This is a genomic window from Paraburkholderia xenovorans (assembly GCF_046030735.1).
GTDB classification, from domain to species: Bacteria; Pseudomonadota; Gammaproteobacteria; order Burkholderiales; family Burkholderiaceae; genus Paraburkholderia; species Paraburkholderia xenovorans_A.
In genome coordinates this window covers 26301-39550 of record NZ_JAQQBV010000050.1, presented here as the reverse complement: position 1 = coordinate 39550, position 13250 = coordinate 26301, and the positions used below count along the sequence as shown (strand labels likewise).

Sequence of the window (13250 nt, the reverse complement as noted above, 5' to 3'; positions counted from 1 at the left end):
GATGGACCAGTCAGAATAGTGACGGTAAAAGAGTCGAGGGAACCGGAAACATGGGCCTACGCGTCAAAATAATCGAAGCGGGGTTGAGACAGATTGCTTCTGTTGGTTGATGCGGGCCGTTAATCACTAGAGGTGCTGCCCCGCTGGCAACGTTCAGTTCGACGGTTTTCGTGCGAGAGTTGCTGACCGTGTGGACAGCGTTTCAGCAACGACCTACAGATCGAGGACGAGCAACGGACTTCGGGCACGCGAGCAGCATGGTGTAAATTGATTATTCTTCGCTCTTTCTTCTTCTGTCATGTAGACATCACGGTGTTCCGGTTCACCTTCAAGTACCGGCGTCAAGCACGTGCCACATACGCCTTGTTCGCAAGATATTGGAATTTCTATGCCGTGCCGGGCAAGCACGGCGGTTACCGGTTCGTCCGCTGGGATCGAAACGACCAAACCCGTGCTTGCGATCTTTACAGAAAAACGTCGATCAGCAGATTTGTCGGCTGCACCAGCGGTGAAGTATTCGGTATGGATTCTGTCGTCGAACCAGCCGCTAGCCCTGGCGGTTCCGGTGACCCAACTGATAAAGCCTGCTGGACCACAAACGTAGATATGGGTATTGTCGGATGCTTCCGCGAGCAGCGGCGCCAAGTCTAGCCTCTGTGAAGGGTGACCATCGTCGAAGTGGAAATGTATTCTTTCGGAGAACGCCGCAGCCATGACGCGACGCTGAAAAGCCGTATGCGCGGGCGAACGCGTGCAGTAATGCATCTCGAAGTCCGCGCCGGTTTTCGCTAGGCGCTCGGCCATGCACAATAACGGTGTAACACCGATTCCACCAGCAAAAAGGAGAGTTCGTTCGGCGTGTACCAGTTGAAAATGGTTTCGCGGCTCGCTGATTTGAATGACATCGCCCCTGTTGACCTCATCGTGCATTGCGACAGAGCCCCCACGCGACTTTGCGTCGCGCAAGACGCCAATCAGATAACGTGTCGTTTCATCAGGATGATTGCACAGCGAATACTGCCGGATTACGCCCGGTTTCACATAAACATCGATGTGTGACCCCGCAGAAAACGAAGGCAGAAAACTGCCATCCTCGGATGACAGCTCAAAGCTGACAATGCCTTCAGCCTCAATTATCTTATTAGTCACTCTTACATGTAGCAGTTTCATGGACTTTACTTCTCGTGGAATTGAACGATACCGATTGCGTGCACAAGGGTCGTATCCAGTGGCTGATGAAGCTGATATTTTGTGGTTGGATGCGCCATCGGCATGCGTTTTATGACCGTGAGCACTGAACGTATCTACGTGAACAGAGCTCGCGCCGCTATGTATTCGGACTTCCGAACGTAGTGCTCGTCCTCCTCGAATGTTTTCAGTATTGTATTGGCGCCGCGCCGCGCGAAATGGGCGACTGTTTCCCTGACACGCTTTAGCGGTACAAATGGATCTCGCGTCGCAACAGAGAACAACATTGGCATCGCGGAGAGGGAAGTATCTTCCTCCCAATTGCAACCCCATGGACCGATCCGTCCGCCCGAAAACGCAATGAGCCCCTTGACTTTGTGAATTCTACCCACGTATTCCGCAGCGAGAGCAGCCCCTTGGGAGAAGCCAGCTAAAATGATCTGATCCGTCGAAAGGCCGGTTTCGATGATTCTTTCGATCACCGCGTCTATGTAGGAAATACTAGAGGAAAGCCAAGGTTCGTTCTCCTGGAGATTGGCAAGGAAGCTGCCAGGATACCAGCTGCGCTGGGAAGCTGAGGGTAAAACCAGCAATGTGTTCGTATCCTGTAACGGCTGCGCAATCGCAAGCGTGGCCGCTTGCGATTGATTTCGACCATGCAAAAATATCACGGCTTGGGTGATGGAGCTTTTTGGCGAATGCCACGTCGTGTCGTACATGGTTTTTTGTAAACTTTCATGTGCAATTAATTCGGTGCGAAGTGTCTACTACGCGAACGATCCTGTCGACGGTCTTCGGCCGAAATAAGCGTCTTCCAGCAGCGCGCGAATCGCGTCACGGTCAAGCTTGCGCGGGTTTGGATAAGGTGATCTCATGGCCTCGTCCGCGACACGATCGAGATCATGAAGCTCGACACCAAGGCTTTCCAGCGATGTGGGGGCACCGAGTTTCGTGACCAGATCAAAGATACCTTGTGCTGCATGGTTTGCGTTTAGGGCACGCGCCAGATGATCCATTGCTTCGGGCACTGCGGGGGCGTTGTAAGCAACCGCATGCGGCAATATCACAGCGTGTGTCTCCGCGTGCGGAAGATTGAGCATCCCTCCTAGGGTATGACACAGCTTGTGATGCAGAGCTACGGAGGTTGCACCTAACGCCATCCCAGCGAGCCACGCACCATACAGGCACTCAGTTCTGGCGTGCAGGTCGGACGGTTGCTGTCTGATGGCTGGGAGTCCATGCGCCAGGCTTCGAATTCCATCCTCAGCCATCAAGGAAATGATCGGGTTGCCGTTTTCCGCATACAGCGCTTCAACGCAATGCGCGATTGCGTTAATTCCGCTTGTGGCACTCATCAGTGGCGGTAGCGACAGCGTAAGGGCCGGGTCGTAGATAACTGTCCGAGGTAGAACCTTCCGGTCCCGACCGGTCTTTTTCACGCCGCTGACTGTGATCCCGTAGATGGGAGTCATTTCAGAACCAGCGTAGGTCGTCGGTATGGCGAGTATGGGGATGGTAGATTCAAGTGCGATCGCTTTGGCCAAGCCGATCGTTGAACCTCCGCCCGCGGCGACAATGCAGTCTGCTCCAATGGAACGAGCGTAATTGCTCGCTTGCCTGGCGACTTCGATTGGAACGTGCATTATCGCTTTCGGGAATATACCGGCGAACTGCTCCCCGAGGCGCTCAGCGACCTCGTCGGCAAGTGCGGTTTGCTCGGGAGTACAGATGACCAGCGCGCGCTTCACAGCCAACTCCGAAAGCTCCTGGCGAAGCTGGGCAAGACTACCGGTGCCGAAAACCACACGCGCCGGCAAGGGCGCGTACACGAAGGAACCATGCAGCATAACGATTCAGTCTCCAGATTATTTGGTAGCTGAGTGCCAGCTCGTCGCTGCGACGTGCCAAACGGCCAGCAAAGAGAATGCCTTGTTTAGCCTGACGTTACCGCAGTGCGCAGCCCCCGTACAGTGCCGTCGAGTCATTTTGATTATGCCGTTTTGGCCTGCTCGGAATATTGCTTTCACCATTGTCCGTCCGTACAGTGGACGACGTTGGATGGACTCATTCTCTTGGAAAAGGTATTCAGGAGACGCTTCTCATCGGTCTTTCGCTTCCGGGCGACCTGAGCTGGATTGCACGCATGGAACACGGACGTACGATCGGGCACGGAAGTCGGAATAAGCTAAATCGTTGTCTGCTGCCGGACACAGATGCTGACGAGCCCACACACCGTGACGGGAGGTCGTACCGAACGGGCGATCGAAAGCGGCCCCTTGACGGTATCGCCGGATTTTTATTTATGTGGCGGTGGGCTCTGAAAAAATGTCGGTACGCCTGTGGTCTTGGGATGTTGCGCCGCGTCTCGCGCACATATTGGTCAATTCGAGGCACGCTATTGCACATCGGACTTTTTCCCACGTGGAGAACGAGCCGTAACAGGCCGTCAGAAATTGCAGGCAAGACCTGCTTCGCCGGTCAGGGCGACCAACCTGGCAAACTATTTGTGGTCACAACGGACGCGTAGCAAACGCTCGCGCCAATCCTGGCTGGCGCCAACCATCATGACCTCACACAACTGCCGCCATTGATTGACACCATCCCGTCGATTCGCGGCAAGTGTGGTCGACCCCTGTCGAAGCCGGTGATCGTGCAGGGCGACTATGGCAACGATCAAAACAAAAACCGCGGGCCACCGCACGCTGTTGGCATTCCGTCCCAGATCGCCTGTCGGAGTGAGCTGCACGGCAGTGGCGTTGGAGAGCCCCGGTGAGTGGTCGAGAGCAAATTGCCAGGCGGCATAACTTCAGGCGACTCCGCGTTTGATTCGAACACCTCGCCTCCATCCACTACGCGTTCGTGAAGATGCATGCTAAATTTGCTAGCGGAAATGTCAATCGTCATTGCGAGCGCTTCCTAGAAAAATGACCTATTCTCCTACGACGCCGTGCCCTGGATTTAGCGAGTCCATAATTCTTGGTAGCCCAGGCTACTTAGTCTCACGTGTTGAATCACTGATGTCCAATACGGTGACGCGACGCACGATGTCCGAACTAGGTGTGACGGATCAACAAGGACGGATCTTGCTCCTGGTGGCGACCAGAAAATGCTGCACGGCCTCCGAGGTGGCACGCGAATCTGGAGTTCACGCGAGCGCCGTCACACGCCTTATACGCCGGCTGCAAGATCGAGACTTATTAGTAGGGGTTCGTAGTTCGCAGGACCGACGTGTCATCAAGCTCGCATTGTCGCCACGAGGCCGGTTCATCGTTGAATCCTTTCCGGTTGTTGTGGATGCAGCACTGGAGCGATTGTTATCGGGACTTACGCAAGAAGAGATCGGCTTCTTCAAAGGAATGCTTAGACGCATTATTGTCAATAGTGGTCGCATAGAGGTCGAATATCGATCTCTTCGACCGGCAGGCTCCCGGGTGAGGAATTCTCGGCGCGAAACTGCTGAGACAAAAACTCGAGTCACAGGAGCGTGAAGGCGTCGTCATTGCCAACATCATCAACCGGTGGAATTCGTTCGGCAGACCCGTTTCCGTTAAAAATGCATAGCTGCTTCCACTACCCGGAGAGCCTTACCCTTCCGAACAAAGCCGTCATAGTACCCTTCGGAATCCGCTTGCCATACGTCGACTGTCGCCCCTGATAGCATCTCCCCATTCGCCGCCATGACCTGCGCGGAAGTAAAGCACGATTCGCCGGGCGCACTGTTGGTGATAACGGCGCCGTGCGGCAGCCGGACTGGTGCATCTGGCCGGAAGAACGGGCCGAACACCTGCTCCGTGGCCTTGCTCGAGCGCCGATGGTTTTGCGCGACCACCAGTTGCGGCAAACCGAGTGTGTCACTAAGGAGAATGAACTCCTGTCGCGTGTCGGTGCATTTGTGCCCTGTCGCCGTCAGGAAATCGATGCCTTGTTTCCACTCTTCCTCGACCAGCTTCGTTTCGCGGGCGAATGCATGCAAGTGCTAGATCAGGTTGATGACGATCGTTTTCAGACGATTGTCAGACATATCCTCGAGCCGGGAAAGAACGGCTTGGGTAGTGTTGTCCTCATTCAGGTTGCGCACTATCGCCTCCATCGCGATTTGGTTTAGATTGAATAAATATAGCCAATTGATTAGCGAATTCCTATGCGCGCCGTCGCGAAGCAGCCGGCGCGCATGCCAGGGAGAACAACGATGCGCTACTTTGTAAGGTCGTTATGCTTACCGTGTTTCCAACGCTCGACAATGACGGTCGCAAACAGGCCTGCCTGCGTAAACGGATCATTCTTGACGAATTCATCAACTTCGCTCCAATCGGAAGCTTCAAGAATCAAGAAGCTTCCCGTCATGTCTTCCTCGGCGACTCCTGATCCCGCGCCCAGCGTAGGACCTCCAACGAGAATCTTGTCTGCCAAAGGAGTCAGATACTCGAGGTGACGGGCATAGTTCGCAAGCCGGACGTCCAGATGTCCCGGTTTGTCTTTTCGATATATCAAAAATAGCATGGTCGATCCTGCCTTCGTTAAAGTGAAATTTATCGTGCAAACATGCGATGAATGAAGGCTAGTCTGGCGCTGCGCCCTCATAAGCGCGCTCGAGCAGTTTCCGTATCCGTTCCTCTTCCAGTGGTTGAGGATTCGGATAGGGGCTCTTTACGGCCAGGTTGGCTGCCAGATCGATAGCGTCCCTCGGCATGCCAAGTTCAGCCAATGAGACGGGCAGGTCATATCGATGAAGAAGCTCATGCAGTCGGGTAGGTGCATTTTGCACACCCAGTGCACGAGCTATCCGGGCGAGCGCATCCGGCGCGCCAGCACTGTTGTAGGCGAGCGCGTGCGGGAGGACTACCGCATGCAACTCCGAGTGCGGCAAGTTAAAGGCACCGCCGAGGGTATGGCAAAGCTTATGGTGAAGCCCGATCGACACAGCGCCAAGGACCGTGCCGCACAACCACGATCCGTACAGTGTGTCGCAGCGAGCCGTGATGTCCAACGGATTCTTGTGCAATGGGTCGAGGGACGAAGAAATCGCACGAATTCCTTCCTCTGCCATCAACGCCGTGACCGGATTGCCATTGTACGCATACAGACTTTCCGCAGCGTGCGCGATTGCATTGAGTCCGCTCGAAGCTGTCATGCGGAACGGCAGCGACAACATTAGTTCAGGATCGTAGATTACCGTGCGTGGCAGCACGCGCGGATCACGTCCTGTCTTTTTCATACCGGCTTCCGTGAGTCCGTAGATCGAGGTCATCTCGCTGCCGGCATATGTCGTGGGGATAGCGAGGATCGGTAGGCCGCCTTCGAGCGCGATCGCCTTGCCGAGGCCGATCGTCGAGCCGCCGCCAATTGCCACCATGCAGTCCGCACCGAGGCGATTCGCCTCGCTTCGAGCTTCCCGCGCTAGTTCGAGAGGGACGTGCATGACTGCCTTCGGAAAAATTCCCACTGCGCGATCGCCAAGAATCTGCGCTACAAGCTTGGCTTGTGCCGCTTGCGCAGGCGTGGAGAGAACGAGCGCACGCCGGGCCTGCATTGCATCGATTTCCCGCGTCAGGAACTGCAATGAGCCCGCGCCAAACACTACGCGCGGAATCTTCGGTTCAAAGATAAATGGGTTCAAGATGGATCTCCGACATGGGAAAAGAATTCAGACAGAGACGCTGCCGGTCGGATGCAGCCGTAAAAAATTTGCGCGGGCTGAGTCTCAATCTTTGACGTAGTCGTCTTGATGACGCACGATTCGCAGACTTTCCAGATACCGCTTGACCCGCGGACGTTCAGGATGGGTCGCATAGTGCTCAAGTGCTTCCATTGATTCGAACCCGGAATAGAGCACGCCATCGCATGCGTAATCTATCGTGCTGAAATTTCTTCAGATATCGCGCGTCGTCATTCCCGGAATCTCCGCCTGCAGCCCCCGAACGCAGCTTTCAGCATCCGAATGTTGTCTGACTTTTCTTCAGCAGTGCCGTCTTTTACATTTCATTGACTATATGTGGTTGATCATGCCCTCGATACAGTTGGTTGAGTAATGTGTAATTGCGTATGAGCGAAAAGAGTGTCGACCGGGCAAGTGTAGGTATTCACCGGATGCATGAACATGCTGACGTTGAAAATGTGTTTCCCGCCAGGTGGGATCTACTTGTGGTCGAGGACGACGCGGGCAAAGTGCCGAAGAAGTGTGGTGCTGGTGCTGCAAGGTAGGCGCGCGGTCGGACCGCTTGTTGCCGTGTGCTTGCTCGTTGTAGCGTGCGTCCCCGAGATCGAAGCTGTTGGTATCGATGAGAAGTGCCCAAAGTGCGGCGACGAGATCAAGCTCCTGACGGCCGCCGTCACAGCGCGAACCGACTGCACCGCAAAAGCCCGAGCGCGATGTTCCAGTTTTTCGCACTATCGAAATCTTTCTTTTTTCTTTCGTCGGAGATTCAAGAAGTGTCGCGAAAACTGCAAAAATGATCAGAATTTGCAGGAAAGCCCATCGATAGTCGCGCTATTTTAGCCGCTTGCAGGTGACAGACGAGCGATTTCCGCTTCGGCCATGCAACGCGGAGGAGATATGCGTGTCGGTTGGATCGGCCTTGGGAAGCTAGGACTGCCGATGGCCCGAAGAGTCCGGGAGGCTGGTTTCGAGTTAGATCTGTTTGATCTGGTCACGCCACCGGACACGATCATAGGCGGCGCGCGAGTTCGGCACAGCTTGACAGAGATCGGGAGATCCAGCGATATCCTTATCACGAGCCTGCCGGACGACGCCGCCTTCGGCGCGGTTATCGCCGAGGCATTACCTCAGATGAGGGTCGGTTCGGTGCTGGTCGACACCAGCACTATTTCGCCGCAGGCATGTGACGAGACCAGACACTTGGCGGGGCGGATCGGTTATCTGGCCGCGCCGGTATCGGGCAGCACCGATCTAGCTGTGAGGGGCGAATTAACGTTGTTTTGTTCGGGATCCGAGTCCGCGAGGCGTACCACCGAACCGGTGCTGGCGAGTTTTGCGAGCCGGATCTTCAATGTCGGCGAGCGTGCCGAGGCACGGTATCTGAAGCTCGCGTTGAATCACTTTATCGGAACAACTACGCAGGTAGCCGCAGAAGCCTTGACGCTAGCTCGGCGCGGCGGCGTAGCCTGGCCGACCCTGCTCGACGTGCTCGAGCAATCCGCCGCAGCATCTCCGTTCATTCGTCACAAGATTGCAGCGCTGCGGCGCCGAGACTTCACCCCCGCATTCACGATCAGGCAGATGCTGAAGGACATGACACTGATCGTGGAAGCGGGGACCCGATGCGGCGTCAACGTAGGGCTCGCAAAGGTGGTTGTCGAGGCTTTTCGATGCCAGGTCGAAGAAGGTCTGGCGAACGACGATCTTTTCTCTGCACTTCTGTCTGCCGAACGCGCAGCAGGTTTGGGTGAACCCTAAGGAGTAACGGATGCATTACATCATTCATTGCATTGACCGCGCGAGTGCGGCTGCGATACGACGCGAACGGACGAGCGATCACAAGGCGTATCTGGCAAAGACCGACCTGCCTGTGCGGATACTCGTTTCAGGGCCGCTAGTGCACGATGGGGCGGAAACGCCGATCGGAAGTTTCTTTCTTGTGGAGGCCGCTGACCGCGAAGCGGTTAACCGATTCCGCGACGGAGATCCCTTCAAGCAGGCCGGAATTTGGGAGCAGGAGCAAGTCTACGCATTCCTGAAACGCCAGGATGCCCGATAGCAGTCGTCCGTTTTATTTTAGATGCAAAACTTGGGAGTATTTCAAATGATGAATCTGGACGAACACTCGATCACCGAAGAGGCGCTGAGACGCATTGAAAACACACCTAGCCCGCGGCTGAAGGTGATCATGGCAGGATTGCTCAATCACCTTCACGATTTCACCCGTGAAGTCCAACTTACGGAGCAGGAGTGGCTAGAAGGGATTCAATTTCTGACGAGAACGGGTCAGATCAGCAACTCTGTTCGACAAGAAATGATCCTGCTTTCCGACACCCTCGGACTGTCGCAACTGGTTGTCGCACAAAACCACAGCCGACCGCAGGCGGCCACCGAGCAGACTGTGTTTGGTCCTTTCCACGTTGAGGGGGCGCCGAGCCTGCTGACGCATGGCGCCGACATTGCGGTGGGCGCATCCGGTGATCCGCTGTGGGTCGTCGCAAATGTCGTCGACTCCCGCGGCCATGCGGTCGTCGACGCATTGGTCGACGTATGGCAGGCAGACGGAGACGGCTTCTACGATGTGCAGGACGAGGGCTGGCGAATTGACGAGTCTCGCCTGCGCGCCATTTTCACGACCGATGAAGACGGGCGCTTCAGTTTCCGCTCAGTCATGCCGACAAGTTACCCGATCCCGATGGACGGGCCGGTCGGGCAAATGATGAATGCGACGAAGCGACATCCGATGCGTCCGGCCCATATCCACTTTATGATCCGCAAAGACGGGTTCGATCCGCTCGTCACGCACGTATTTGCCGATGGTGACGAGTACCTCGATTCCGATGCAGTCTTCGGCGTGCGCAGCTCTTGCATCGGTACCTACGTGCCTAATGAAGCGGGTGCCATCACACCGGCGGGTACTGTGGGCGAGCAGCCCTTTTATACGCTCGACTACACGTTCGTATTGCATGGACTGGACGAGTGATGAATCAGGCATTCTCGGGCCGCGCTTCGGCCGACTCCGAGGAAACCGTCGCCGCAGTACTCGCGCGGACCTCCGTGGCTCGCAGTTGGCTGGCTGACGCCAGCACGGTGGGCAGCGTGCTGGCCGATACGAGGCGACCGATCCGGTTTCGTGTCACCGGCCATCCTCCGGAGACGGCATCGATCGTCACAGATATTCTTAGACCTGCCTTCCGGATACTCGAAACCCTTTCCGCTGGAGCCATCCAGGTGGTCGACACGTGGGGAGCGAAAGTCCATGGAGACCGCGAAGGCGCCGCAGCGCTAAGAGGGGATCTGACGGACATGGCGCTGTGCTATTCGCCTTGGGATCCTGACGGTTTCCCCATGTTGCAGGCGTTGTGTCTGCCGGGGATGTTCCCGTCCGCCGAGTTGGGCACATTCGTCGCCGAGTCGCTCTATGCCGACTTCTTTCGCGAGGACGTTGAGCGGCAGGGGTTGCGCATGGGACGGCTCAAAGTGACCGGTCCCTATAGCCTGTTCAGCGTGCGACCAATCCGAAATCTCAAGGACCTTGACGGGCTTCGGATCGGGTGCAGCTACGGCCCCGAAGCTGAAATCTTCACCATGCTTGACGCGGAACCGGTGCCAATGAGTTCGCTAGAAATCGCAGCTGCGTTACGCAAAGGACGGGTCGATGCAATTTCGATAGCCGATGCGTCGGCTGAGGTCTTCCAGATTCATGAGTGCGCCCGGTTTCGTACCACTTTGGATCTGACTAGACTCAACATGGAGTTTTTCTTGAGAAAGGAGTTCTGGACCGCTCTTCCGCTGGATCTGCAACTTCTGTTGAGCGATTGGTTGCGGGCAGAGGCGCAGGCTGAGTGCCAGATCTTTTATGGACTCGGCGGTGCCCTGGCCAGAGAGCGGTTTCGCGCCGCTGGCATGACGTTCATCAGGCTCGAGGATGACGACAGAAAGCGATGCCTCCAGGCGGTACAACCTTTGACGCAACGCTTCATCGAGAAGAGCGAACGGGTAGGGCGCCCTGGAGGCCTTCTTGTTTCACGCATGCGGTCGATGGTCGAAGAGTACGGTCATTTGAGCGCGAATCAGTTGATGGAAATGGCGCTGACCAGACCATTGAGGCGTATCAATCAATGTGAAGAGAGAACCTAAAGTGAAAAAAATATCTCTGGGGACATTGGTGGTGGGATTGGTCTTTTCTGTCGACGCCCATTGCCAGAGCAGTGTGACGCTGTACGGGTTGGTGGACGCGGGCGTCGGGTATATCAGCAATCAAGGAGGGGCGAGTGCCTTCCAGATGGCAACCCGCAGCGCCAGCTTCTATGGTTTTCGGGGAACAGAGGACCTGGGCGGCGGATACCGTGCGATATTTTGGCTCGAAAGTGGGTTTAGTACTGCGAATGGTTCGATCGCCAACGGGGGTACCCTGTTTGGTCGCCAGGCCCAAGTGGGTTTGTCCGCCCCTTGGGGGCAGATTACGATGGGCAACCAGTACGACGCAGTTGTGGACGAGCTGCAGGTCTTCAGTTCATCCGGTACCTTCGCCGGAAATCTCGGTGCCGAAAGCGGGGACGTCAACAATATCTGGGCTGATTTTCATGTCAACAATTCAGTCAAGTTCTCGAGCGCGACGTTTCATGGCCTTTCGGCGGAGGCGATGTACGGGTTCGGCGGCGTGGCCGGCTCGATGTCGACGAAGAGCATATATTCCGCTGGCGCCGCTTATCGCTCCGGCCAGCTGGCCATCGGCGTCGCGTACCTGAACATCAACAACCCAATCACGGCGGTCTATCAGGGGACGACTGCTCCGGCAAACACGCAGACTCTCGGTACCCCATTCTCCAGTCCCATCTATACCGGCTACGCTTCGGCGCGGACTCTGCAGATCGCAGGGATGGGGGCGTCGTATGCGATCGGCACTATCACGGTCAACGCGCTTTACTCGAATACGGAATTTCGCAGCATCACACCGACGCCGGGGGGCAATCAACGGCTCAACGCGCATTTCAATAACTTCGAGCTCAACCAGACCTTCCTCGCGACGCCGTCCGTGGCGCTCTCGCTCGGAGGCATTTATACTTCCGCGACAGGTGCGAATTATGAACAGGTGGTCGGCGGTGTTAATTACCTGCTGTCGAAACGCACCGGCTTGTATATTCTCGGCGCGTGGGTACGAGCGAACGGAATCGATTCACGCGGGCGCCCGGCGGTCGCAGACATCGCCAACGCTGTAGCTTCGACCACGCGCAATCAGATTGCCATACGAACCGGTATCCGGATGAGGTTCTGACTTTGGGCACCTGGATCGGAGCGCACGTGTCCGGTGGTGTCTCTATTGACACGGGCGGATTTGTCGGTCAGCTTCTGAATGAAGGCACGCTGCCAGCGCTTGCCGATCGCCACTAGCACTCTTGCACAGCCATGGATCGACTGACCGAGATCGAACTTTTCGTGCGTGCTGCGGAACTGGGTAGCCTCAGCAAGGCGGCGGAGAAACTAGACATGTCGCTGTCCGCCGCCAGCCGCCATTTGATATCGCTGGAAGAGCGCCTCGGGGCACGCTTGATCGAACGCAGCACGAGACGAGTGTACTTGACCGAAATCGGCCAGGAGCACTTCGAGCGCTGCAAGCACATATTGTTGGATATACAGGAGGCGGAGTCGTTGGTCGGGGCCGTGGCTTTGAACCCGAGCGGGGTATTGCGCGTAAGTTCGACTGTGTCCTTTTGTATGAACCACATTGGCCCTTTGTTGCCTCGCTACGTAGAGCGCTATCCGGGGGTCCGCGTCGATGTCGAAGCGAGCAATCGATACTATACCTTGTTGGGCGACGACATCGATCTGGCTGTTCGCACACGAGAGTACGAGCCTGATTCCAACATCACCATCAGGCGGCTCGCCGAAACGAGGCGCATACTTGCGGCCTCGCCGGAATATCTCAGCAGTCACGGCACACCTCGTAGTCCAGAAGATCTGCTCGAACATCGGCTGCTGCTGTACAGCTATGCGAATCGTCCAGACGAGCTTCACCTTTCGCGGGGCGGAAGCACCACTGTACTGCCCGTTTCCGCAGCGATGAAAAGCAACGAGGGCCAGGTGATACGTGCGGCAGCGCTGCGTGGGCACGGCATTCTTGTGCAGCCCAAATATGTCATCTATGACGATCTCGTCAGCGGCCGTCTTATTCCTGTATTGGACGATTGGGATCTACCGCGTCTGGTGATCAATCTTGCTTTTCCGTTCCGCAAATTTGTGCCGGCGAAGGTGAGGACCTTCATCGACTTCCTGGTCGAGGAGTTCAGGACTGCGGATTACGAGAGAAAATGGACGAGCTGACTGCTCCAGGAGATTCACGCTCGCTGTAGCCCGCCGATCGACCGGGACGGTCTCACCGAATGCCGGGTCGAGGCCGACCGTC

Annotated in this window: 14 protein-coding genes; 7 read left to right on the top strand and 7 right to left on the bottom strand. The window is 56.3% G+C overall.

What is annotated here, in order from left to right; genetic code table 11:
- Window positions 1-213 precede the first annotated feature (213 nt).
- The 3 genes from PQQ51_RS31410 to PQQ51_RS31400 all read right to left on the bottom strand — a co-directional run bounded on the left by PQQ51_RS31410 (window position 214) and on the right by PQQ51_RS31400 (window position 3035).
- Window positions 214-1170: a PDR/VanB family oxidoreductase gene (locus PQQ51_RS31410; RefSeq protein WP_408501090.1), complete on the bottom strand. Its 957-nt coding sequence runs from the start codon at window positions 1168-1170 to the stop codon at window positions 214-216.
- 134 nt (window positions 1171-1304) lie between these two features.
- On the bottom strand, window positions 1305-1907 hold the full coding sequence (locus tag PQQ51_RS31405; RefSeq protein WP_408501089.1) for an alpha/beta hydrolase: 603 nt from the start codon (window positions 1905-1907) through the stop codon (window positions 1305-1307).
- A gap of 48 nt (window positions 1908-1955) precedes the next feature.
- Window positions 1956-3035 (bottom strand): maleylacetate reductase, encoded by a 1080-nt coding sequence (locus PQQ51_RS31400; protein ID WP_408501088.1) that lies wholly within the window; start codon window positions 3033-3035, stop codon window positions 1956-1958.
- A gap of 1077 nt (window positions 3036-4112) precedes the next feature.
- Between PQQ51_RS31400 and PQQ51_RS31395 the strand changes: the two genes are divergently transcribed.
- Window positions 4113-4676 carry a MarR family winged helix-turn-helix transcriptional regulator gene (locus PQQ51_RS31395; protein ID WP_408501087.1) on the top strand — a complete coding sequence of 188 codons (564 nt, stop codon included), beginning with the start codon at window positions 4113-4115 and terminating at the stop codon, window positions 4674-4676.
- A 59-nt stretch (window positions 4677-4735) separates the two neighbouring features.
- Here the strand turns inward: PQQ51_RS31395 and PQQ51_RS31390 are convergent, their stop codons facing one another.
- The 4 genes from PQQ51_RS31390 to PQQ51_RS31375 form a co-directional block, all read right to left on the bottom strand.
- Window positions 4736-5161, bottom strand: coding sequence for a dioxygenase (locus PQQ51_RS31390; RefSeq protein ID WP_408501086.1), 426 nt, complete (start codon window positions 5159-5161; stop codon window positions 4736-4738).
- 221 nt (window positions 5162-5382) lie between these two features.
- Window positions 5383-5688: a YciI family protein gene (locus PQQ51_RS31385; protein ID WP_408501085.1), complete on the bottom strand. Its 306-nt coding sequence runs from the start codon at window positions 5686-5688 to the stop codon at window positions 5383-5385.
- 58 nt (window positions 5689-5746) lie between these two features.
- A complete protein-coding gene (locus PQQ51_RS31380; RefSeq protein ID WP_408501084.1) occupies window positions 5747-6805 on the bottom strand; it encodes a maleylacetate reductase in 1059 nt (352 codons plus the stop codon).
- An 84-nt stretch (window positions 6806-6889) separates the two neighbouring features.
- The gene (locus tag PQQ51_RS31375; protein ID WP_408501083.1) at window positions 6890-6997 is read right to left on the bottom strand and encodes a hypothetical protein; all 108 of its coding nucleotides are present in this window, start codon (window positions 6995-6997) and stop codon (window positions 6890-6892) included.
- 726 nt (window positions 6998-7723) lie between these two features.
- Between PQQ51_RS31375 and PQQ51_RS31370 the strand changes: the two genes are divergently transcribed.
- The 6 genes from PQQ51_RS31370 to PQQ51_RS31345 all read left to right on the top strand — a co-directional run bounded on the left by PQQ51_RS31370 (window position 7724) and on the right by PQQ51_RS31345 (window position 13168).
- Window positions 7724-8602, top strand: a complete 879-nt coding sequence (locus PQQ51_RS31370; RefSeq protein WP_408501082.1) for an NAD(P)-dependent oxidoreductase — start codon at window positions 7724-7726, stop codon at window positions 8600-8602.
- A 10-nt stretch (window positions 8603-8612) separates the two neighbouring features.
- The gene (locus PQQ51_RS31365; protein ID WP_408501081.1) at window positions 8613-8903 is read left to right on the top strand and encodes a YciI family protein; all 291 of its coding nucleotides are present in this window, start codon (window positions 8613-8615) and stop codon (window positions 8901-8903) included.
- 45 nt (window positions 8904-8948) lie between these two features.
- On the top strand, window positions 8949-9827 hold the full coding sequence (locus tag PQQ51_RS31360) for a dioxygenase family protein (RefSeq protein WP_408501080.1): 879 nt from the start codon (window positions 8949-8951) through the stop codon (window positions 9825-9827).
- Window positions 9827-10984, top strand: coding sequence for a TRAP transporter substrate-binding protein (locus tag PQQ51_RS31355; RefSeq protein WP_408501079.1), 1158 nt, complete (start codon window positions 9827-9829; stop codon window positions 10982-10984). The genes PQQ51_RS31360 and PQQ51_RS31355 overlap by 1 nt, the downstream gene beginning before the upstream one ends.
- Window position 10985: 1 nt before the next feature.
- The gene (locus tag PQQ51_RS31350; protein WP_408501078.1) at window positions 10986-12122 is read left to right on the top strand and encodes a porin; all 1137 of its coding nucleotides are present in this window, start codon (window positions 10986-10988) and stop codon (window positions 12120-12122) included.
- A gap of 131 nt (window positions 12123-12253) precedes the next feature.
- Window positions 12254-13168 carry a LysR family transcriptional regulator gene (locus PQQ51_RS31345; protein ID WP_408501077.1) on the top strand — a complete coding sequence of 305 codons (915 nt, stop codon included), beginning with the start codon at window positions 12254-12256 and terminating at the stop codon, window positions 13166-13168.
- Window positions 13169-13250: the final 82 nt, after the last annotated feature.